This window comes from Hyphomicrobiales bacterium, from assembly GCA_017642935.1.
Taxonomy (GTDB): Bacteria; Pseudomonadota; Alphaproteobacteria; order Rhizobiales; family MH13; genus MH13.
Genome location: JAEPOK010000001.1, coordinates 448,204 through 470,569 on the forward strand (window position 1 = coordinate 448,204; position 22,366 = coordinate 470,569).

General features: G+C 58.7%; 22 protein-coding genes. 15 read left to right on the forward strand and 7 right to left on the reverse strand.

What is annotated here, in order from left to right:
• The first annotated feature begins 1 nt into the window (after window position 1).
• Window positions 2-889, forward strand: coding sequence for a sugar phosphate isomerase/epimerase (locus JJ917_02115; GenBank protein MBO6697607.1), 888 nt, complete (start codon window positions 2-4; stop codon window positions 887-889).
• Here the strand turns inward: JJ917_02115 and JJ917_02120 are convergent.
• Both JJ917_02120 and JJ917_02125 read right to left on the reverse strand, forming a co-directional pair.
• Window positions 886-2,262 (reverse strand): aldehyde dehydrogenase family protein, encoded by a 1,377-nt coding sequence (locus JJ917_02120; protein MBO6697608.1) that lies wholly within the window; start codon window positions 2,260-2,262, stop codon window positions 886-888. The genes JJ917_02115 and JJ917_02120 overlap by 4 nt on opposite strands.
• Before the next feature lie 9 nt (window positions 2,263-2,271).
• Window positions 2,272-3,144 carry a transglutaminase family protein gene (locus JJ917_02125; GenBank protein ID MBO6697609.1) on the reverse strand — a complete coding sequence of 291 codons (873 nt, stop codon included), beginning with the start codon at window positions 3,142-3,144 and terminating at the stop codon, window positions 2,272-2,274.
• Window positions 3,145-3,415: 271 nt separating this feature from the next.
• Here JJ917_02125 and JJ917_02130 point away from each other — a divergent pair, with 271 nt between their 5' ends.
• On the forward strand, window positions 3,416-4,387 hold the full coding sequence (locus JJ917_02130) for a phosphotransferase (protein ID MBO6697610.1): 972 nt from the start codon (window positions 3,416-3,418) through the stop codon (window positions 4,385-4,387).
• On the opposite strand, the gene JJ917_02135 is transcribed toward JJ917_02130, so the two are convergent.
• Both JJ917_02135 and JJ917_02140 read right to left on the reverse strand, forming a co-directional pair.
• Window positions 4,384-5,028 (reverse strand): ParA family protein, encoded by a 645-nt coding sequence (locus JJ917_02135; protein ID MBO6697611.1) that lies wholly within the window; start codon window positions 5,026-5,028, stop codon window positions 4,384-4,386. The two genes, JJ917_02130 and JJ917_02135, sit on opposite strands and share 4 nt — an antisense overlap.
• 101 nt (window positions 5,029-5,129) lie before the next feature.
• Window positions 5,130-5,954 (reverse strand): methyltransferase domain-containing protein, encoded by an 825-nt coding sequence (locus JJ917_02140; protein ID MBO6697612.1) that lies wholly within the window; start codon window positions 5,952-5,954, stop codon window positions 5,130-5,132.
• Window positions 5,955-5,989: 35 nt separating this feature from the next.
• On the opposite strand from JJ917_02140, the gene JJ917_02145 reads away from it, so the two are divergent.
• Together JJ917_02145 and JJ917_02150 are read left to right on the forward strand one after the other, a co-directional pair.
• Complete coding sequence (locus JJ917_02145; GenBank protein MBO6697613.1) at window positions 5,990-6,742, forward strand: DUF2259 domain-containing protein; 753 nt, start codon at window positions 5,990-5,992, stop codon at window positions 6,740-6,742.
• Window positions 6,743-6,800: 58 nt separating this feature from the next.
• Window positions 6,801-7,157, forward strand: a complete 357-nt coding sequence (locus JJ917_02150; GenBank protein MBO6697614.1) for a hypothetical protein — start codon at window positions 6,801-6,803, stop codon at window positions 7,155-7,157.
• 13 nt (window positions 7,158-7,170) lie between these two features.
• Here JJ917_02150 and JJ917_02155 read toward each other — a convergent pair whose 3' ends face one another.
• Entirely contained in the window at window positions 7,171-7,572 is a 402-nt protein-coding gene (locus tag JJ917_02155) for a DUF3307 domain-containing protein (protein ID MBO6697615.1), read from the reverse strand.
• 469 nt (window positions 7,573-8,041) lie between these two features.
• Between JJ917_02155 and JJ917_02160 the strand changes: the two genes are divergently transcribed.
• From JJ917_02160 to ettA, 3 genes are all read left to right on the forward strand, one after another.
• Window positions 8,042-9,130: a sulfite oxidase gene (locus JJ917_02160; protein ID MBO6697616.1), complete on the forward strand. Its 1,089-nt coding sequence runs from the start codon at window positions 8,042-8,044 to the stop codon at window positions 9,128-9,130.
• Between the two features lie 80 nt (window positions 9,131-9,210).
• Window positions 9,211-9,732: a hypothetical protein gene (locus JJ917_02165; protein ID MBO6697617.1), complete on the forward strand. Its 522-nt coding sequence runs from the start codon at window positions 9,211-9,213 to the stop codon at window positions 9,730-9,732.
• 95 nt (window positions 9,733-9,827) lie between these two features.
• Entirely contained in the window at window positions 9,828-11,477 is a 1,650-nt protein-coding gene (ettA, locus tag JJ917_02170) for an energy-dependent translational throttle protein EttA (protein MBO6697618.1), read from the forward strand.
• Here the strand turns inward: ettA and JJ917_02175 are convergent, their stop codons facing one another.
• Window positions 11,478-11,870 (reverse strand): hypothetical protein, encoded by a 393-nt coding sequence (locus tag JJ917_02175; protein ID MBO6697619.1) that lies wholly within the window; start codon window positions 11,868-11,870, stop codon window positions 11,478-11,480.
• A gap of 112 nt (window positions 11,871-11,982) precedes the next feature.
• On the opposite strand from JJ917_02175, the gene JJ917_02180 reads away from it, so the two are divergent.
• The 8 genes from JJ917_02180 (at window position 11,983) to JJ917_02215 (ending at window position 21,368) form a co-directional block, all read left to right on the forward strand.
• Entirely contained in the window at window positions 11,983-12,567 is a 585-nt protein-coding gene (locus JJ917_02180) for a molybdenum cofactor sulfurase (protein ID MBO6697620.1), read from the forward strand.
• Window positions 12,568-12,679: 112 nt separating this feature from the next.
• Window positions 12,680-13,072: a hypothetical protein gene (locus JJ917_02185; protein ID MBO6697621.1), complete on the forward strand. Its 393-nt coding sequence runs from the start codon at window positions 12,680-12,682 to the stop codon at window positions 13,070-13,072.
• An 80-nt stretch (window positions 13,073-13,152) separates the two neighbouring features.
• Entirely contained in the window at window positions 13,153-13,647 is a 495-nt protein-coding gene (locus JJ917_02190) for a YbjN domain-containing protein (protein MBO6697622.1), read from the forward strand.
• A 138-nt stretch (window positions 13,648-13,785) separates the two neighbouring features.
• Window positions 13,786-14,865, forward strand: coding sequence for a DUF2336 domain-containing protein (locus tag JJ917_02195; GenBank protein ID MBO6697623.1), 1,080 nt, complete (start codon window positions 13,786-13,788; stop codon window positions 14,863-14,865).
• Between the two features lie 141 nt (window positions 14,866-15,006).
• Window positions 15,007-16,011: a metalloregulator ArsR/SmtB family transcription factor gene (locus JJ917_02200; GenBank protein MBO6697624.1), complete on the forward strand. Its 1,005-nt coding sequence runs from the start codon at window positions 15,007-15,009 to the stop codon at window positions 16,009-16,011.
• Between the two features lie 9 nt (window positions 16,012-16,020).
• Window positions 16,021-16,941: a methylenetetrahydrofolate reductase [NAD(P)H] gene (gene metF / locus JJ917_02205; GenBank protein MBO6697625.1), complete on the forward strand. Its 921-nt coding sequence runs from the start codon at window positions 16,021-16,023 to the stop codon at window positions 16,939-16,941.
• 17 nt (window positions 16,942-16,958) lie between these two features.
• Window positions 16,959-20,678 (forward strand): methionine synthase, encoded by a 3,720-nt coding sequence (gene metH, locus JJ917_02210; GenBank protein MBO6697626.1) that lies wholly within the window; start codon window positions 16,959-16,961, stop codon window positions 20,676-20,678.
• A 114-nt stretch (window positions 20,679-20,792) separates the two neighbouring features.
• Window positions 20,793-21,368, forward strand: coding sequence for an NAD(P)H-dependent oxidoreductase (locus JJ917_02215; protein ID MBO6697627.1), 576 nt, complete (start codon window positions 20,793-20,795; stop codon window positions 21,366-21,368).
• A 355-nt stretch (window positions 21,369-21,723) separates the two neighbouring features.
• On the opposite strand, the gene JJ917_02220 is transcribed toward JJ917_02215, so the two are convergent.
• Window positions 21,724-22,341, reverse strand: coding sequence for a LysE family translocator (locus JJ917_02220; GenBank protein ID MBO6697628.1), 618 nt, complete (start codon window positions 22,339-22,341; stop codon window positions 21,724-21,726).
• Window positions 22,342-22,366: the final 25 nt, after the last annotated feature.

Below are 22,366 nucleotides of genomic sequence, written 5' to 3' on the forward strand. Positions count from 1 at the left end.
CATGTCCACTGATCATCTCCCCAACAAGCTTGGCGTTCATGCGCTGGTTTGGACCGCATCGTGGGACGAGGACGAGCTCAACCGTGCGTTCGAGAATTCACGCAGGATTGGGTACGAGCTGATTGAGCTGCCGCGCTTCGACCCGTCCATGATCAGCGTGGACAAGCTTCGCGCCCTGCTCGACAAGCACGATCTGAAATGCGCTATCACCATGGGGCTGGCCTGGGATGCGGACATCTCCAATCCTGATCCAGAGGTCGCCCGTCGTGGAGAGGTTATGCTGGAGAATGCAGTCTCAGCCGCACGTGACATTGGCGTGGAACTGCTTGGCGGCATCTTGTACTCGGCGCTCGGAAAGTACCCCAAAGCACCGACGCCTAAAGGCCGACAGAATGCGGTCGATGCCATTCGCCGGATCGCCGACAAAGCGCAGGCGGCCGAGGTGCCGACGGTGCTGGAGATCGTCAATCGCTACGAGACGAACCTGCTAAATTCCACTGATCAGGGTCTGCAATTCCTTGCTGATGTCGGCCATGACTGGCCGAAACTTCACCTTGATACCTACCATATGAACATTGAAGAATGTGACATCGGTGATGCGCTGCGGCGCGCAGGCGACAAGCTCGGCTACTTCCATATCGGCGAGAACAATCGCGGACCGCTGGGCTCCGGTTCGATCGACTTCGCCGGTGCCTTCACCGCACTGCGCGACATCGACTACAAAGGCTGGATTACCTTTGAGAGCTTTTCATCGGAAGTGCTCGACGAGGGGCTTTCCAACGACATCGCGATCTGGCGGAACATGTGGACCGACAATGTCGCCCTTTCTGACCATGCCTATCGTTATATGGTCAGCCAAGTCGAAGCCTCGATGGTGCGCGCCAGTTAAAGTTGCTTTTTGAGGTGATAGGATTTCGGGCGGGTTACAGCGTGGAAACCGAGGATCGATAGGGATCCCCCGCGCCCCGTGTTCTTGCAGCCTGTCCAGCAGAGAGCCGGATCGACATAGTCGCAGCGATTCATGAAGACGATGCCGTTTTCGAGCCGCGCTCCAATGGCGGCGGCGCGTTCTGCGTCACTGGTCCAGAGCGATGCGGTGAGGCCGTAGGCTGAATCGTTCATCAACGCGATGGCCTCCTCGTCGTTTTCAACCTTCATGATGCCAACGACAGGGCCAAAGGTTTCCTCGCGCATCAGCGCCATCGTGTGATCAACATTGGTGAGGATCTGCGGTGAGACGTAAGCGCCACCATCATCACCCTCAAGCGTTGGAATGTGGGCGACAGCCCCAGCGCCCATCGCATCGGAAATGTGGCGACGGACGGTCTTGGCGAAACGTTCATTGGCCATCGGCCCGATCGTTGTGGCCTCATCCAGCGGGTTGCCGAGCCTATAGCCGCGGGTCAGCGCGACGGCTTTCTCAACGAACGCATCATAATGCTTTGCCGTCACATAGATGCGCTCAATGCCGCAGCAGCATTGGCCGGAGTTGAACATCGCGCCATCGACCAGCGTTTCGACGGCGGCATCCAGATCGGCATCGTCCATCACATAGCCTGCGTCCTTGCCGCCGAGCTCAAAGCTCATCGACGTAAACGTGCCTGCTGCGGCGCGTTCCACACGGCGCCCGCCTTCGACAGACCCTGTGAAGTTAACATAGTCGAACGCACCTTCACCGAGCAGCGCCTCGGCGGTTGGATGGTCTACGAAGATGTTGGCGATGAGTTCGTCTGGCATGCCGGCCTGGTGAAACGCTTGGGCGATACGCTCTCCGACCAGTAGCGTCTGCTCGGCATGTTTGATCAGCACCGCGTTGCCTGCGATCAGCGCTGGAACCACCGTGTTCATGGCTGTCAGATAAGGATAGTTCCAGGGTGCGATCACGAAAACCAGGCCCATTGGTTCGCGGGCGAGGCGCCGCTCATAGGCGTCGGAGTCTTCGATGATCGTTGGCGCCAGGGCCGAGGGTGCTAGCCCTGCCATATAGTCGGCGCGCTCCTGCACACCGCCAAACTCGCCGCCATACCGAACCGGCCGGCCCATCATGTGGGCCAATTCAACGGTGATTTCCTCGTTCATCGCACCAAGATTGGCGACGCCGGCCATAACCTGCGTGATGCGATCGTCCAGCGGTACTTGCGCCCAAACCTTTTGGGCTCGTTTGGCTTCTTCGATTCGCCCACGCGCTTCGTCCAGCGAAAGCGCTTGGCGGGTCGCAAACACTGATCCGTCGATGGGAGACAGGCACTGGAGCGTAGTCATATCGCTTTCCTAAGTCTGTAAGGCCACGGTGACGTTGACCTCCGGCGGGCCGCCGACGCCAGCTGGCCCGGTGAAGCTCCCCGTCAACGGGATGGCTTGCGAAGGTTTGCGCACGCTGGCCACTTTAATGAGATCGGCGGTCCCGGTGAGATTGTTGGTGGGGTCGAAATCGACCCAGCCAATGTCGGGTACGAAAAGTTCTGCCCAGGCATGGGTCGAGGCGGCGCCTTGATACCCTTGTTGGCCACCATCAAGGGCCGGCGAATAGAGGTAACCGGTCGAGAAGCGGGCAGCAAAACCGAGCACGCGGGCCGCCTCCATCATGAAGAATGCATAGTCGCGGCAGGTGCCAGAGCCCCGGGCCAAAAGCTCCAGCGGCTTTAGCGTGCCTTCGTCATAACGGGCTTCATAGGCGAAACCTTCATAGACCGCTTGCATGAGATTGCGTGCCACCTGCAAGGCGTCGGCGTTGTTGCGAATGCCGCGTGCATTGATCCAGGTCTCCAGATCAGCGGCGGCGTGTTCGTCATCCATCAAGAGAAGCGTTGCCAAATCGCGCCGATCTTCCGGACTGTACTGGATAGGGTAGGGAGCTTGGCGGCCATCGACGACCATGCTTTCCGGTGAAGCGGGAAAACGTTCCAGCACCAGTTTTGACGTGACCGAAAGCTGCGATGATCGACCGGTGAAGGCGATCGTGGCGATAGAATTGCCGAAGACGTCGAACGACCAAGTGATAGGCGCGTTCGGGGCTAGCGCAAGGGTGGCGTTGACGACGCGCAGATGATGACCATCGCGCGGGCGCAGCATAGCACGATGGCTGTGCAGTTCGACCGGCTGCGAGAATTGGTAGCGAGTCTGGTGGCTGATGGAAAAGCGCATACGGCGAATTGATGAACCTCAATGTGGGCACTGCGGATGTAACGCTAGCGTGCCGATGTGGGAAGATGATCTTGCGCTGATGCGATCACTTTGCGCGAAGGGATCGATGCTATGTGTGGCCTTTGTGGTTTTGGATTGACCGACGCTCAGATGGTCTTAGAGCTGGACGAGAACAAGCCACGCGACGAGATGGAATCAGTGGGCGGCGAGGAAAAAGCGCATCTTTCGCTTGAAAACTCAGCGTTATTGTCGTCCCAAATAGAAATCCCAAGTGCTGACCGAGACACCGCCCAACGATCCGTTTCTGCGCTACTTGCGAACGCTTTTGCCGTCTTATGGTCGAAGCGCGTCAGCCGAACTCACCCGGCTCACGGTCTCTGAGAACCACACCTATCGCGTTGACGATGGCGATGCACGCTTGGTGTTGCGCGTTCACCGCGCTGGCTATCACACGCGCGAGGAAATCCTCAGTGAACTGGATTGGGTTTCGGACCTGCACAGCGATGCGACGTTGCACACGGCAAAGCCATTGGCGCGCAGCGATGGAGAGCGCCTTAGTTCCGTTGAGCATGACGGAACCCGCCATTGGGTGAGCGCTTTTTCCTTTCTTGAGGGTGAGGAACCGGTGGTTGGGTCCCATCTGGTGGAGCGCTTCGAGGAGCTTGGTGCAATCAATGCTCGCCTTCATGCGCACGTTAAGAGCTGGCAAAGGCCGGAACAGTTCGCCCGCAAACGTTGGGATTTTGATCTGATGTTCGGGGCATCACCAATTTGGGGCGATTGGCGGGCGGCCTTTTCTGATAAGGCCGACATTGATCTGCTTGAAACGTTGGAAAACAGTTTGCGCGAGCGCTTGGCCACCTTTGGCGAAGGACCGGAGCGGTTTGGGCTCATCCACGGCGACTTGCGCGTCGCCAATCTTTTGGACGACGGCAAGCGCCTCGCGGTGATCGATTTTGACGATTGTGGCTTTGGCTGGTTCGCCTACGACTTTGCGGCGGCGATCAGCTTTCACGAAGAGGATGAGGCCATCCCCGCGCTGCAGGCAGCCTGGCTGCGAGGCTATCGTGGGATAGCTCCGTTTGACGCCGAAGATGAAGCGATCTTGCCGACAATGATCATGGCACGGCGCTTATTGCTGACGGCTTGGCTTGCCAGCCGCACCGGCAACGACACCGATGCGGTCTATGGGCGAGGCTTTGCTGATGGCACGGTGCGCTTGGCCCGCGCCCATCTCGGCTAGACAGCCCGCGCTTCTTTCATCACTTCAGCGCGCAGCGCCTCCATCTCCGCTGCTCCTTTACCTGAGCGATCGGTGTCCATGATGGTGAGGCCCTGCTTCATCGCGCCTGCAAAGCCAACCCGGTTGCCAATACGCGTGTCGGCGAGCGGAGCATCGATATCGCCGAGCGCTTCGGCCATCTCTTCGGTGATGGACGCGCGCGGCGGCACGCGGTTGAGCACAAGGATCGCAGGCGTGCGTTCTTTGCTCGCCAACGCAATCGTCGAGCCGCAGGCCCACACATCCATGGGCGAGGGCTGGACCGGTACAACCACCAGCGTTGCCGCTTCGATGGCTGGGCGGGCTTCGGTGTCGGTTTTGGGTGGTGTGTCGATCACCACCGCATCATGGCTGCCAGCCAGATTGCGCGCTTCGCGACGTGCACCCCAACCGGAGGCGGTGCGGAAGGAGAGGCCGGTTTCCTCTTCGCCGAGGGCCTGCTCACGGGCTTCAAACCATTCGCCAAGGCTGCCTTGTGGGTCGCAATCAAGGATCGCGACGCTCATGCCGGAATAAGCCAACGCTGTGGCCAAATGGGCCGAAAGCGTGGTCTTGCCTGACCCGCCTTTTTGCTGCGCCACGGTGATGATCAATCCAGCCATAGTAGCCCTCCAATCTGCTGCCACGGCAGATGATTCCGATGATCAAGGAGTTTATGTTGCAGTGCACAAAATGACAAGGGTACCGATTCGCGTGCTGTCCGCTAGGCGATGCGTTGGGCAAAAACCAGTTCGCCGGGCACCGGTTCGCCCTGTTCCAGGCGCACGGTGATCCGGTCGATCCGCAGCGGTTTCCAGCCATACTTCTTCATCGTGCGCGTCAGGCAGGCAGAAGAATGGGCAAAACGTTTGTGCTCGCCAACCTGAAAATCCCAGGCGTCGCTTTCCAGGTGTTCACTGGAAAAGGCGAGCACCGTGCCCGATTCCGTGACATCGCCAAGTGCGGTGAATAGCGGGTCGAGATCACCCAGATAAGGCAACACATCCGCAGCGGTGATCAGCGTGTAGGGCCCGGTTGCCTCTTCAGAGCGCAGGAAAGCCACGGCCTCACCGACATAAAGGTCCTGATAGATCTCCAACTCGGCGGCGATCTCAATCATCGTGGGCGCAAGATCGACGCCAATGCGGGTCTCGGTCACGTCTTCCAGAGCCATGGCGCAAAGACCTGTGCCGCAGCCGAGATCGAGCCATTTGGCAAACGGGCCAAGGTCGAGCGTTTTTAACCCGTCGGCGATGAGCAAGGGCACGTTGTAGCCCAACTCATCGACCAGAATACTGTCGAAGCGGTCGGCCGTTTGATCAAAAAGGGCAGCGACATAGGCGTTGGGCGCTTTGGCAGGATGTTCACCGGTGATTTTTGCCAAACGCAAGGAGACGCCAAGATGATCGTCGGGGTCGGTCGCCATCAATTGACGGTAGAGTGCGATGGCCCGCTCTGTGTCGCCGGTCACATCGGCCTTGTGCGCCTCGTCGTATAAGGCGTCCACGGCGTCCCAGTCGATGACGCGGTTCGTGTCGGGCTCAGGCATGGAAGGGCTCGTGCAGTGAAGAGAAGGATTGCGACATGCTTAGGAAAACGACTTTGCCGGTGTTACGTCAGCTTTGTGCATTTGTCGCGGTCCTTCTGACATGGGTAGCAGGCGGGCTTGCGACTGCACACGCTGCTGAGTTGGCCGAGAGCGCGCTCATTGGCTATTCCGTTGATGGTCGGTACTTTGCGTTTGAGGAGTTCGGCGTTCAAGATGGGTCGGGCTTTGCCTATTCCAACGTGTTCGTGATCGATTTGGAACGGGATCGCTGGGTACCGGGTACCCCTGTCCGTCGGCGAGCTGTCGATGAGACCGAGCGGCTGTTCGATGTACGCGCCGAGGCGATGGCCGAAGCGCAGACCCATCTGGATCGCCTGCATATTAGCGCTGCCTACCGCACGCTCGCTGCAACGACACCGATGGAAGTTGGCGACCAGGAACGCCATCTCACCTTCAACCCGCGACCCATTCTCACGCCTATCGACCCGCTGTTGACGATGCGTCTTGAAAACTTCCCGATGGCCAGCCCGCGCGACTGTTTTGACATGGTCGAGACTGCCGGATTTGCTCTGACGCTGCAGGCTGACGGTGGCCCCGGGCGAACCCTGCATCGCGATGAGCGCCTTCCTTACTCACGCGCTTGCCCGGCGCATTACGGCATCTCGGCCATAATCACGCCTTTTGACGGCGCCCCCGGCCGCGCGGTTGCCATGATCAGTGTTTATCAACTGGGCTTTGAGGGTTTGGACCGACGGTTCCTTGCAGTTCCGTTCGATTTGCCTTTCTAATGTGAACATTAACCGGCCCGCCTGAAGCGCCGGTGGGGTAGAAGGCAACGTCGTTCGCGTGTTCAAAAAAATGCTTCTCGACGCTTTGGAAAAAGCGCCGCCGCGATCTGTTGACGATCTAGCGGTGTTTTTTGAACGCTCGCGCACACGTCTGGAACAGAGTCTCGACAAGGGCCAAGTGAGCGGCGAGGAACGGGAGCGCTATCTGGCGCAGTTCCAGTCAGGTCTGAACGAAGCGCAGGTCGATTTTCTGAACACCGCGCTGGAAGCACAGCATCAAGGTGCCCATGGCGCGGAGTCTGTTGCCTCACCCCTCGATGCGCTCAAGCTGGCCTTCAAACAACCGATCGTCTGGGGCGCACTGGTTCTCGTGTTGCTGCTTGGCCTTGCGATTGGGCTTTTGATCGGCGGCTAACGCCCGTATTGCCTCAGGCCGCCGAGGCGACAAGTCCAGCTAGCAATACGAGATACGTCACATGGTGTGCCGCTTGGTCGGCGCCCAGCGCGATCCAGAAAGCGTGCCGGTCCGGCGTCAGCTTCATGCGGCGCGAGATCTGCGCTTTCGACCAATCTACATGGTAGTGGATGATCGCATCGGCGAGCGCCAAAACGAGCGCGGCGCCCAAACCGATGACGCCCATCAATGCGGCCAGAAGGCCAACAGCCAGCGTGCCCGTGCCATGCAGTCCCGCATGCACCAAGCCGCCAGGATGCCCATACCGGCCCTTGTTGCGGACCTGCCAATCGCTTTGAAACACAAAGTCGAACAGAAAGTGTTTGGCTTGCAGGCCAAGGAGAATCGCCAGAGCGGCGATGGGATCAAAGGGCATGAATGGGCCAAGAGGTGTGACGGGGAGCCGCGCCAACAGTGTGCACGCGCGAACTTAAGCGTGCGGTGACGTAGGTCACAATTCGACCGATTTCAAATTGGTGGCACGCTTTTCCGGTTGGCAACCGATTTGATCGCCGCGTGAAACAGTTCGCTATTGACGCCCGTCAGTGCGGCGATACCTTCGCAGTACTACGCATAAGACAGATGGTCCCAAAAAAGAGGGCCCGTAGCAACCGGAGGAGCGACCCATGGACTTTCGTGACAACAAAGCAGACCGCGTAGACGAAGCCGAGCGTGATAGCGCACTGGCCGCGGACGATGCGCCGATCGAAAACGGCAGGCGTGCCTTCCTCAAGGGCACCAGCCTTGCCGCGCTGACGGCGATGATGGGTGTCGGCATTCCCTTTGGCAAATACATGCCCGAAGGTTATCGCCCGGTTGGTCTGGCGCATGCTCAGGGCGTCGACATGGAGGCCATGGCCGACAAGGATGGCCTGACTATTCTCAATGAGCGTCCCGTGAATGCGGAGACGCCGGCGCATTTGCTCGACGACAACATCACACCCGCCAGCCGGCTGTTCGTGCGTAACAATGGCATGGTTCCCGAGCAGGCCTTCACCATGGACGCATCCGGATGGACGCTCACCGTGGATGGCGAAGTGGACAACGCGCTTGAGCTGAGCCTGGATGATCTGCGCAACAATTATGAAGTGGTCACGCGCCAATTGATCTTGGAGTGCGGCGGCAATGGCCGCGCCTTCTTCAATCCTGGCGCGTCAGGCAATCAGTGGACCACTGGAGCCATTGGATGCCCGGAATGGACCGGCGTGCGGCTGCGCGATGTGCTCAACAGTGCCGGTGTTAAGCCGAGCGCGGTTTACACCGCCCATTACGGCAATGATCCGCATCTTTCCGGCGACCCAGAAAAAGAGTCGATTTCGCGTGGCGTGCCCATCAACAAAGCGCTTGAAGAGGATTCGCTGATCGCCTTCGGCATGAATGGCGGTGACCTGCCCGGCATTCACGGATTCCCGCTGCGGTTGGTAGTGCCGGGCTATCCGGGATCGGCTTCGCAGAAATGGCTTGACCGCATTTGGGTGCGTGATCAGGTGCATGACGGCGCCAAGATGGGCGGTTATTCCTATCGTATGCCTGCCTATCCGGTGGCGCCGGGCACCGAGGTGCCCGAAGAAGACATGGTGATCATGGACACCATGCCGGTGAAATCGCTGATCACCAATCCACCGACAGGTACGCAAGTTGATCGAGCGTTTTCGGTGCGTGGCCATGCTTGGGCTGACGGCGAGGTGGAAACGGTGGAAACCTCCATTGACTTTGGCCAGACCTGGCAGCCAGCGTCTTTGGGTGCGCCACGCAATCGCTTCGCTTGGCAGCACTTCACCGCCTCGATCACAGTGCCGCAGGCCGGTTATTATGAGGTGTGGGTGCGCGCCACCGACGATCATGGTCGGACCCAGCCGCCGACCACGCCAGGCTGGAACCCGCGCGGCTATGGCAACAACATGATCCATCGGATCGCTGTCATCTCGGCCTAGTGCGACAAAACTGCCCTGGCCGCCATTGGTGGAGCTAGGGCAGTTTTCCCCTCCATTTTGTTCGCATGCAGGGAAACGTGATGCGTCATTTCAGGTTTTTTGCCAGCGCGGCTGTATCGGCTGTGCTCCTTTCGGTCTCGTTTTCTGCGCCCGCGTTCGCCCAAACATCTGTGCCTGACCCTATGGCGCCGCTGCCCAACCCGATGGCCGTTACGCCTTTGTTGCCGAATCCGATGGCTCCGACGCCAACCGCGCCATCAACCGGCACGAGCGCCATGCCTGCGCCCGCCATGCCGAACCCGATGCCGCAAGGCGGTGGAATTCTCAATCCGATGGTGGCCACGCCGCAGGCAACTGGCGAGGAAGTCGCTTTGCGATCAGATCTGGGCAATCTGCCCGACACGCCGGGCGTTGAAGACACCTATTTCATGTGCACAGCCTGCCACTCGGCGCAGACCTTCGCTCAGCTTCGTGTCACCGATGCGCGCTGGGAGTATCTGTGGGATTGGATGATTTCCGATCAAAATATGCCGGACTATGGGCCGGAGGCGCGCGAGACGATCCTTGCCTATCTGAAGATGCATTTCTCCTCAGAACGATAAACCGGGTCTTGTCGCACGATTGATGTTTGCACCGCGTCGCAACGCCGATTAGAAGGCGGGTTCATCCCAGTTTCTTCGGTTCATGCGGGGCGTTCATGGCGCGGCAATTCATCTATCACATGTCGGGGCTTTCCAAGGCGTATGGCGCCAAGAAGGTGCTCGATAACATCCATCTTCAGTTCTACCCCGATGCCAAGATCGGCATTCTCGGGCCGAACGGCGCCGGTAAATCCACTGTGCTGCGCATCATGGCCGGGCTCGACAAGGAGTTCACCGGTGAGGCTTGGTTGGCCGATGGCAAGACGGTTGGCTACCTGCCGCAGGAACCGCAGCTTGATGAAAGCCTGACCTGCATGGAAAATGTCATGCTCGGTGTGGCGGACAAGAAGGCGATCCTCGACCGTTACAACGAGTTGATGATGAACTACTCCGATGAGACGGCGGAGGAGGGCGCTCAGCTTCAAGATCTAATCGACAGCCAAAACCTCTGGGACTTGGAAAGCCAGGTGGAGCAAGCGATGGACGCGTTGCGCTGCCCTCCCGGTGACGCGCCGGTCACCAACCTCTCAGGCGGTGAGAAGCGTCGCGTGGCCCTCTGCCAGTTGTTGTTATCGCAGCCTGACCTTTTGCTGCTCGACGAGCCGACCAACCATTTGGATGCTGAAACCACAGCGTGGCTTGAAAAGCATCTGCGCGAGTATCCCGGCGCGGTGATGATCATCACCCATGATCGCTACTTCCTGGACAATGTGACGGGCTGGATTTTGGAGCTCGATCGTGGGCGCGGCATTCCGTACGAGGGCAATTATTCGGCTTATCTGGAAGCCAAGGCCAAGCGCATGGCGCAGGAAGGCCGTGAGGAAGCCTCGCGCCAAAAGGCCCTGGAGCGCGAGCGCGAGTGGATCGCCGCCAGCCCGAAAGCCCGCCAGACCAAATCAAAAGCGCGCATCAACGCCTATGACGAGCTGCTGCAAAAGGCCGAGGCCCGCGCACCGAGCGCCGCGCAGATTGTCATCCCGGTGGCCGAGCGCCTGGGCAACAATGTCATCAAGGCCGAGGGCCTGACCAAAGGGTTTGGCGACAAGCTTTTGATTGAAGATCTCAACTTCAACCTGCCCCCAGGCGGCATTGTCGGGATCATCGGTCCCAACGGCGCCGGTAAGACGACGCTGTTTCGGATGATCACCGGACAGGAGCAACCCGATTCCGGTTCGATCACCATCGGTGAGACGGTCCAGATGGGCTATGTCGATCAAAGCCGCGACAGCCTTGATCCCAAGCAGACCGTCTGGGAGGCGATTTCCGGCGGCGATGAAATCATCAAGCTTGGCACCAAAGAGATCAACTCGCGCGCCTATTGCTCCAGCTTCAACTTCAAGGGTGGGGATCAGCAGCAGCCAGTTGGCACGCTTTCAGGCGGTCAACGCAACCGCGTGCATCTGGCCAAAATCCTGAAGTCAGGCGCCAACGTGTTGCTGCTCGATGAGCCGACCAATGACCTCGATACCGAGACGCTGGCGGCGCTGGAAGATGCGCTTGAAGAGTATGGCGGCTGCGCTGTTGTGATTTCGCACGATCGCATGTTCTTGGACCGTCTGGCCACGCATATGCTGTCGTTTGAAGGCGACAGCCATGTTGAGTGGTTTGAGGGCAACTTCCACGATTATGAGCAGGACAAGATCAGGCGTTTGGGACCGGAAAGCGTCAACCCGAAACGCGTGACGTACAAGCGCCTGACTCGGTAGCTAGCGAAGTGCCCAGTATCCAGCGCCGACACCATTAGGTGCGACGAACAGGTCTTGTTTGCCCTTGAAGGACTCGGTTTGTGACGAGTTTTCTTCTAGGATTCTTCGAATAATCGCTTCAGCGGACACCGGTATCCGGTGTCCGTTTTCTTTCCTGACGGCCAAAACTGCATCGTAGATGGCTGCAAGGTGACCAGCGCCATCAATTCTGCCGAGGCCCGTGACAACATCTTCAATCCATTTTGTCTTCCGACGTCGAGCGGCAGGCCGTGCCTCCAGGTTTCGGTTGGCCAATAACAGTCTTTTCAAAATTTCATCCTCCGTTTCTTCGCCTTGACGGTGGTTTCGCCAGATGGCGGCATAGACATCTGCGCTAACGCTGATCGTCTTCATACAAAGCAATCCTGATCTTTTAAGAACTTTTTCGATCTTTTCAGATCTTTTTGTTGACGTCAATGGTCATCGTGCTAGACATGGCTAGGTTTGAATCGAACAGGGAAATCGTATGTCCATTTACAACGCCAAACGCGTCGAGGCGCGGGTTGATGGGCTGTTTGCGGCCTTGGGTGAGGGGTTTGTGTCCTCGCCGGTCGGGAGTCTTGATCTCACCTATGACGGCATTGCCGGTGATCGCCATGGCGGGCTTACGCGGCAGTCGGGCGGGCGGGAGCGCTGGTACAAGCGCGGCACAGAAATGCGCAATGAGCGCCAGCTTTCGATCCTGTGTGGCACAGAGTTGGCTGACGCTGCACAAGCGATGGACTTGGACCGGATCGAGCCGGAATGGATCGGCGCCAACATCGTGCTGGCTGGCGTGAAGGATCTATCCAAACTGCCGCCGCGCAGCCTGTTGTTCTTCGAGAGTGGTGCAACGGTCAAAGTGGACGGCCAGAACGCGCCGTGCCGGTTTGCCGGTGAAAGCATTGCCGAACACTACCCTGATCAGGATGCGATGGCGTTGGCTTTGGCTTTTCCCAAAAAGGCCGTTGGCAAACGCGGGCTTGTTGGCTGGGTCGAAAAACCGGGAACCATCACAGCTGGTGAAACCGTCACGGTCCAGGTTCCCGAGCAATGGATTTGGGAAGGCTAGGGGCGATAACCGCTCGCGCAAGCGTGAACGCCGGTTGGTTTTCTCCACGCCTGCGCTCGGCTAGCCTTTGGAAATGATCCGGCTCGTTGTCCTCATGGCATTATTGGCGTTCGTGCCCATCGCTTCCGCGCAAGAAATGGTGCCCGACGATTTGCTCGGTGATTGGGGCGAGCCCGGGCAATGTAACGCCCAAGCAGAGGTTGGTGCCGATGAAACCGTCTCGCACGTGACCGACGCGCCCTACCGCTTTGACGGCCAATGGATGTCGCGCTGGTTCTTTTATTGCCTTGTGATGCAGGTTGATCCAATGAGCGGGCCATCCGGCGACGGTTGGCGGCTGCGTGCGATGTGTGGCGAGGATGCTGTCGAGCGGCCCTGGGAAATCGACATTGCGCGCGTTGGTGAAACGCTTTCCATGACATGGTTTGCCATAGATGAGGATGACGCGGCGAGCCGGCCTTGGTCGGTTGGTCCCTTGCAGCGCTGCAGCAGCGAGCAAAGCTGACGGATCAGCGCACGTGATGGTTGAGCAAGGCGTTGCCTTGCGCCACACTTATCGTTCAATTGCACGACAGAGGTTCATCAATGATAGGCAGGTTTGGGCAAGGATTGATTGTCATTTTGTTTGGCACGATCGCCATGCCTGCCTTCGCGCAGATGATCTCCTCGCAGGACCCGGGCGGCATCGCCAAACTGCTGCGCGACCGCGGCCAAACCGCGATCATCACCGTCGACGAATTCAACGACCCGTTCATCGAAACGAGTGTCGACAATGTCGACTACAACATCATCTTTTACGGTTGCACCGAGCATGAAGACTGCACGTCGCTGGCCCTGCGTACGCAGCGTATGAGCGCTGGTCGGGCGTCGTTTGAAGCGATGAACACCTGGAACACCGAGCAGCGTTGGACCAAGCTCTACACCGCCGATGTGAACTCCGTGATCATGGAGATGGACTTTCTCTTTCGAGAGGGCGCCATGAGCGAGGCCGCCTTTGCCGCCTATCTCGACATTTGGGACCGGTCGATAGCGCAATTTGTGCGCTTCATCGACGATGGCGACTATGAGTTCGTCGAGTAGCCCGAATGTGGCTTTGCGCTTCAGTCTGCATTTCTCCCAATAGTTGCAATTTGAACGATCGGTTTGAGCGTTTGCCAACGTCCGGTTGGTACTGTCCGCCTTGGGAATACGGTGGAGGGACAGCTACGAGCTGCCCTGATGAGTGAACTTGTTGATTTTGAGCGCGTGGAGTCCACGCACTCTCAAGCCGAGCGCAATCGGTTGATGACCCATGTGGTCCAACTGTACGCCTTGACGACAGACAGGATCAATCCTGAGCTTCTGGCTGTCTATGATGATGTTTTGGTGCGCCTTGCCGACCTGGTCGAAGAGGAAGCGCTTGCGTTTGTCGCCGAGAAGCTTGCGCCGCTTGCCAAAGCGCCGCGTGGCATGGTGCGAAAACTCGCCAATGAGCCGATTTCGGTGGCGCGCCCCGTGTTGGAGCAAAGCCCGCTCTTGTCCGATGAGGATCTGACAGAGATCGTCACGGAAAAGGGCATTGATCACATGGAAGCGATTGCGGCCCGCCAGGACGTGGCGCCGGTTGTTAGCTCCGCGATCATCGAACATGGCAACAACCCGGTGAAGGTGAAACTGACGCGCAATGAAGGCGCAAAGATCACCGATGACTCCTATGCCAAACTGGTAAAAGACTCGCGCGGTGATGAATCGCTGCAAAGCTCCTTGGCCGATCGCGAAGACCTTCCGGTTGGCGTGGTGCGGGCGTTGGTGGACGTCGCCAGCGTTTCGGTGCGCCGCAAACTTCTGCGCCATGGACGCCCAGAGGTCGCCAAGCGCGTGACAGAGGCGGCTGGCTTGGCAGCTGAGCGGTTGTCCAATGAGCAATGGTTGCTACGCTATGATTTCGAAGCGGCCTATCGTTCGGTCTGCAAGACGTTAAAAACGCAGCCGGTGAATGAAGCGGCCGTCGCGACGATGGCTCGGTCCGGCAAGTTCCCTGAGGCGGTGGTGATGTTTGCGCTGTGCGCCGGTGTGGCGCTGGAAGAAGCCAAGCACTGGTCGGTAAGAGCTGATCCAAAGCCATTCCTGATCGTCTGCAAATCGATGCGGTTCTCCTCGGACACGGTGGCTGCGTTCTTGAAGCTCGGACCCTGGCTGCGTCGTCTGGATCGCGAAGAGCGCGAGCGCGCCATGTTCGACTATGAGTCTCTGGATCAGGGCATGGCCGAACAGATTTTCTCAGAGTGGAAAAAACGCCGGGTCAACGAGGCCGCCTAGCGGCAATTTCTCTCAGCTTTTTGTTATCCAGATGCCTGGCGGGCCCGTTCCGCCAGGTATTTCTGCGTTCTAATGAAGGTCTTGCGCCGCCAGTCATATCCGCATAAAGATATCTTTATGTCTTTTGCGTAAGAGAGAAGCGTGACTCGCCCCTTCGACACCAGCATTGAAACGCTTAAAGCACTCGCTGAGCCGACGCGGCTGCGGCTGCTTGCCTTGCTGCGCCATGGGGATCTCAGCGTCAAAGATCTAACCAGCCTGATGGGACAGAGCCAACCGCGCCTGTCACGACATCTAAAGTTGCTTTCCGATGCCGGTTGGATCGTTCGGTTCCCGGAAGGGGCCTGGGTCTATTACCGCATTGCCGAAGACGCCGAACTCCGCGCGGTCTGGGAAGCCGTGTTTGCGCTGGTCGGATTGGACAACGATGTACTGCGCGATGATGCCGAGCGTTTGACGCGGCTTAAGGCTGAGCAAAGCGCCCATGCCCAGGCATTCTTCCAGGAGCATGCTGCCCGCTGGGATGCTCTTCGCGCAGATTTGGTGCCTGATGGCGATGTCGAAGCTGCTATCGTTGAAGCGCTTGGCACGGCGCGCGTCGATCGGCTGCTGGACGTCGGCACTGGGACAGGGCGTATGCTTGTCCTGCTGCGCGATCTTTATGCCAGCGCGATCGGAATCGATCCTACCCATGCGATGCTTCAGGTGGCCCGTGCCACGCTGGCTGAAAACGCGATCGACCATGCGCAAGTGCGCCATGGTGATGGCATGGCGCTCGGTCTGCCTCGCGACAGCCAGGATCTTGTGACGCTGCATCAGGTGATTCACTTCTTCGACGATCCACGACCGCTCTTGGCCGAAGCGCGCCGCGTGCTGGCACCGTCGGGCCGCCTTCTCATTGTCGATTTCGCTCCCCATGGTGTCGAAGCACTGCGTAGCCAGCACCAACATCGCAGGCTAGGTTTTGACGAAGCTGAGGTGCGTCGATGGCTGGAAGCGCTTGATTTGCGTGTCGATGAGCCCATTCTCCTGGACAACACGTCCACAAACGCTGGAATGGCTTTGCCGGTCTGTATCTGGGTTGCTCATGACACGCGGATGCTTGTTGATCCGCCGTCCGTCGCCACGCCTGCCGCTTTTGCCTGAGGACATCTGATGCCCACACCGACCGCCTTGAATGTGAGCTTTGAGTTCTTTCCGCCGAAGTCGGAAAAGATGGAAAAGGTTCTATGGCACTCGATCGAGCGTTTGGCGCCTTTGCAGCCGAAGTTCGTGTCGGTGACCTATGGCGCTGGCGGTTCAACGCGCGAGCGCACCCATCGCACGGTTCAGGCGCTGAAGGAGCAGACAACACTTAATCCTGCGGCGCACCTGACCTGTGTGAACGCGTCCAAGACTGATGTCGACGAGGTCGTGGAGAGCTATCGCGCGGCGGGCGTCAATCACATCGTCGCGCTGCGTGGTGATCCGCCCGATGGGATCGGTACGGCCTACCATGCGCACCCGCAGGGCTATCAGGATACCGCTGACTTGGTTGCGGCGATCCGCGCCCACCACGCGATGGAGATTTCTGTTTCGGCCTATCCGGAGCGGCATCCTGAAAGTCCGGACTGGGACACGGAGATCGACGTGTTAAAGCGCAAAGTCGATGCTGGCGCGACGCGCGCGATCACCCAGTTCTTTTTCGATAACACCGACTTCTTCCGCTATATGGACCGCGTGACCGACGCCGGAATCACCATTCCGATCGTGCCAGGCATCGCGCCGATCCACTCGTTCAAATCCATCTCCCGCTTTGCCAAAGGCTGTGGTGCGCGCATTCCGCAAGCACTAGCAGATCGTTTTGAGGGGCTGGATGATGATCCGGTGACCCATCAGCTGGTCGCAGCGACGGTGGCTGCTGAACAGGTGGAAGGTCTGCGCCGCCATGGCATCAAAGATTTCCACTTTTACACCATGAACAAGGCCGATCTGGTCTATGCCATTTGCCATCTGCTCGGCATGCGGCCTGCGAAGCCTGGTGTCGAGAAAATGATTCAAGATGGCGCGAATAATGCAAGCGCATCAGCGGCTTAGATGAAGGTCTTCCACTTATGATTCTGAATCATCCGCGTCTTGATGTTTTGAATCAGCTCAGTGCTGAGCGCATCCTTGTGCTTGATGGCGCGATGGGTACGCAAATCCAGGATCAGAAGTTTTCGGAGGCTGATTTCCGCGGGGAACGCTTTGCCGATTGGGGGCAAGATCTTCAAGGCAACAATGACCTTCTGATCCTCACCCAGCCCGACGCTATTCGCGACATTCACAAGGCTTACTTCAAGGCCGGCGCGGATATTGTTGAGACCAATACTTTTTCTTCCACCACGATTGCCCAAGCCGATTATGGCATGGAGAGCCTTGCCTATGAACTGAACGAGCAGGGCGCGCGGCTGGCCCGCGAGGCTGCTGATCAGATTATGGCTGATGAGCCGGGCAGGGAGTGTTTTGTAGCGGGGGCCTTGGGTCCGACCAACCGTACCGCGTCCATATCGCCCGATGTGCAGAACCCAGGATTCCGGGCCGTCACGTTTGATGAGTTGCGCACCGCCTATGGAGAGGCGGCGAGGGGTTTGATCGCTGGCGGGGCCGATATCCTGTTGGTTGAGACCATCTTCGACACGTTGAACGCCAAGGCAGCTCTGTTTGCCATCGATGAAGCGTTCGAAGCGATGGGCGTGAAGCTGCCTATCATGATTTCCGGCACGATCACCGATCTTTCCGGGCGGACACTATCGGGCCAAACTCCGAGCGCGTTTTGGTACGCGCTGCGTCATGCAAAGCCGTTCTCCATCGGCCTCAACTGTGCGCTCGGCGCAAAGGAGATGCGCGCACATATCGCTGAGCTTGCAAAAGTATCGGACACGTTGGTCTGCGCCTATCCGAACGCTGGCCTGCCGAATGAGTTCGGCGCGTATGATGAGTCACCCGAAGCGACGGCGGGCATGTTGGGCGAATTCGCCGAAGCTGGCCTAGTCAACGTGGTCGGCGGCTGCTGTGGAACGACGCCAGAGCACATCCGTGCCATTGCTGATGCGGTGAGGGACCAAGCGCCGCGCACTGTCCCAAAGCTTGAGCCGCGTCTGCGGCTGTCCGGTTTGGAACCGTTCGAGCTCACCAGCGACATCCCGTTCGTGAATGTGGGCGAGCGTACCAACGTCACCGGGTCTGCCAAGTTCCGCAAGCTTATCAAGAACAATGACTACCCAACGGCGCTTGATGTCGCGCGTGACCAAGTGGAAGCTGGGGCGCAGGTGATTGACGTCAACATGGATGAAGGGCTGCTCGACTCCGAGGAGGCGATGGTCACTTTCTTGAACCTTGTGGCCGCCGAGCCGGATATTGCCCGCGTGCCGGTGATGGTCGATTCGTCCAAATGGTCGGTCATCGAAGCCGGGCTGAAATGCCTTCAGGGCAAGCCGATCGTGAACTCGATCTCGCTGAAAGAAGGCAAGGACCAGTTCATCGAACACGCCAAGCTTTGTCTGCGGCATGGTGCGGCGGTTGTCGTGATGGCGTTTGACGAGGACGGCCAGGCCGACACCTATGCCCGCAAAGCCGAGATCTGCGAGCGCGCGTACCGCGTGCTGGTGGACGAAGTGGGCTTCCCGCCGGAAGACATCATCTTCGATCCGAACGTGTTCGCCGTCGCCACCGGCATTGAAGAGCATGCCGATTATGGCAACGACTTCATCAACGCGACCAAGTTCATCCGCCAGAACCTGCCACACGCCCATGTGTCGGGCGGGGTGTCGAACCTATCCTTCTCGTTCCGCGGCAATGAACCTGTGCGTGAGGCGATGCACACGGTGTTCCTCTACCATGCCATTGGGCAGGGCATGGATATGGGCATCGTCAATGCCGGTCAGCTCGGTGTTTACGATGCGCTTGACCCGCGCTTGAAAGAACTGGCTGAAGACGTCGTGCTCAACCGCCGTGAGGACGCAACCGAGCGGCTCGTTGATGCGGCAGGTGAGTTCGCAGGTGGCGGCGCCAAAAAGCGTGTCGTCGATCTGTCCTGGCGTGAGGGGCCAGTCGCCGAACGGCTGAAACACTCGCTGGTCCATGGGATCACCGAGTTCATCACCGAAGACACCGAAGAAGCCCGTCAATCGGTCGAGCGCCCCCTGCACGTCATCGAAGGCCCGTTGATGGACGGCATGAACGTCGTCGGCGACCTATTCGGCTCGGGCAAGATGTTCCTGCCACAAGTTGTGAAGTCGGCGCGCGTGATGAAGCAGGCGGTCGGCTATCTCATGCCCTTCATGGAGCGTGAAAAAGAGGAAATGGGCCTCGTCGATGCACCGTCGGCTGGCAAGGTGCTGCTCGCCACAGTGAAGGGCGACGTCCACGATATCGGCAAGAACATCGTCGGCGTCGTGCTGCAGTGTAACAATTACCAGGTCGTCGACATGGGCGTCATGGTGCCCGGACAGGCGATCCTCGACAAAGCCAAGGAAATTGGCGCCGATGTGATTGGGCTTTCAGGGCTCATTACGCCGTCACTGGACGAAATGGTGTCCGTTGCCTCCGAAATGGAGCGGCAAGGCTTTGAGGTGCCGCTGCTGATCGGTGGCGCAACCACGAGCCGCGTGCACACGGCGGTTAAGATTGATCCGGCGTATCATCGCGGCCAGGCCGTCTATGTCACCGACGCCAGCCGCGCCGTCGGTGTCTGTCAAAAGGTGCTTGGCGAAGACAAAGCGTCCTATTTTGCCGAGATTTCTACCGAGTATGACCGTATCGCCGAAGGTCATGCGCGGGCGCAAGCAACCAAAGCCCGTCTTCCGATCGCGCAAGCGCGGGCGAAAGCTTTCCAGCCAGATTTTGCGGCCAAACCGCCAATGAAGCCAAAGATGCTGGGCACCAAACTGTTTGAAACGTACGATCTTCAAACACTGGTGCCTTACATCGACTGGACGCCGTTTTTGGCGACGTGGGAGATTAAAGGCACCTATCCAGCGGTGCTCGACCACCCGGAGGCGGGACCGGTGGCGCGCGAACTGCTGGACGATGCCGAGGTCATGCTCGATGAGATCATCGGTTCTGGGCTTGTCTCGGCCAAAGCGGTTGTCGGGCTTTGGCCAGCGGCGCGGGATGGCGATGACGTTGCCGTTTTTGCCGATGAGACACGCAAGCAGCGGGTCGCAACATTCCACACGCTTCGCCAGCAGATCGGACGATCGACCGGTGACCGCGCGCAAGCCGCGCTTGCCGATTTTGTGGCGCCCGATGGCGATTATATTGGCGGCTTTGCGGTGACCGCCGGTCATGGCGAGGAGGAGGCTATCAAAACGCTCGCTGGCGATGATGACTACAAGAAGATCATGATCCAGGCGCTGTGTGATCGGCTCGCCGAGGCCTTTGCCGAACACATGCATGAGCGCGTGCGCAAGGAGTTCTGGGGTTACGCCACTGACGAGGCTCTGACGCCGAAAGAGCTGATCGGTGAAAGATATGATGGCATCCGCCCGGCGCCGGGTTACCCTGCGCAACCCGATCACACCGAAAAAGAGACGCTGTTCAATCTCTTGGATGCGGAGAGCAGCACCGACATCAAACTCACCGAGAGCTTTGCCATGTGGCCGGGCTCGTCAGTTTCCGGTCTCTACTTTGCCCACCCTGACAGCTACTATTTCGGCGTCGGTCAGGTGGAGCGTGATCAGGTTGAGGATTATGCGGCCCGCAAGGGCTGGACAATCGAGCAGGCCGAAACCTGGCTGCGTCCCGTTTTGGCCTACAATCCGGATGACATCCTCACCGCAGCTGCACAGTAAGGTGTCGATTGTTCGCAGGTAGGCGACAGCACGTTTCCATTAATCGGTCTTTTGCGATGAATGGTTTCAGCGCACATTTGCCTCAACCCATTCATGCGTTGAGGACAAACCCCCATGTCACCTGCAAACACCATTTTGAACGTCGTCGCCTCGCCACGCGGCGAGGCCTCGGTTAGCCGCCAATTGGCAGACAAAGTCATCGCCCGGCTAGGCGGCGATGGCACCCAAATCATCACCCGCGATGTCAGTGACGGTGTTCCGGTCGTTGATGGCGCGTGGATTGGTGCGGCCTTTGGCGGCGAGGACAAAAGCCCGCTTGCGACCTCTGAAACTTTGGTCGGCGAGGTTATGGCGGCTGATCACATCGTGATTGCCACGCCGATCTGGAATTTTGGCGTTCCAGCGACCCTGAAGGCGTGGGTTGATCAGATCGCCCGCGCTGGCGTGACGTTTCAATACACCGAAAATGGTCCAAAGGGCCTTCTGGAAGGCAAACGCGCGACGATCGTCATCTCTTCTGGCGGCACGGAATCCGGCTCGCCGATCGATTTTGCCACGCCTTACCTGAAGCATGTGCTTGGCTTTATCGGCATCCATGATGTGGATGTGGTGGCGGCCGACCGGCTGATGGTGGACGCTGAGGCGTCAATGGCCAAAGCCGATGCCGCGATCGATGCTCTTGCCGCCTAACGCGCTGACAAACAACAAAAAACGGCGCCCCAATTGAGGCGCCGTTTTCAGAAATGCGGATTGACTTTGTTGTTGCCGCGAAATTGTTATCAGGCCGTGTCGACGACTGTCACACTCACTAAAACTCTTTGATCAAACCATCCCTAAGACGATGGCGCCGATGAAGACAAATGCTGCACCGACAATCACCAAGTTCAAAGCGCGTTGACCGTTCATAGGCTCGGGCCTCCCCTCTTCGTTTGGTAGCAAGGAAGCTAACCCGAAAGTCGCACATGGGTGAAGGAAATTCGTCGCTGCACTGCACAAACGACGTAAGTTCAATGCCTTAGCAGGCGAAATTGGCGTTGGAGAAACCTCAGGCGCGCCGCAATGTGGCGGTCATAAGGCCAGCACCGAGCAACATGGTTCCACCAGCGCGATTGGCCCATTTCAGGGTCGAGGGCTGCGTGATGCGCTGGCGCAGATGGGCGGCAAACAGCGCGTAGAGCGTGGCGTTCACCGCACCGAGCACCACGAAGGTCGTGCCAAGCAACGCCAATTGCGGAACGGCAGGGGCAGCTGGGTTCAAGAAATGCGGCAAGAACGCAATGAAGAAGGCGATTCCCTTTGGGTTAAGCGCCGTGACGATGGTGGTGTGCAGCGTCATCTTGCGTCCTGAAATCTCCGGCTGGTCGGTGAGGCTGAGCTTGGGCTGCGTGCGCCACATCTTGATCCCAAGATAGATGAGGTAGGCGGCACCGATCCATTTCACCACAGTGAACGCGGTGGCGGAGGTCGCCATCACCGCGCCGAGCCCCGCTAACGAGACAGTCACAGCTATCGCATCTCCCAGGCCCACGCCGACAACCGTGGAGAGGGCTGCCCGTTTGCCCTGAGAGAGGGCGTAGGAAATGACCAGAAGGATCGTCGGACCAGGCACGGCCAGCACCACAAAGCAGGCGATGACGTAGGACAGGTAGAGTTCGAGGGTCATGGGGGCTCCTAGGTTGAAAGGAGCA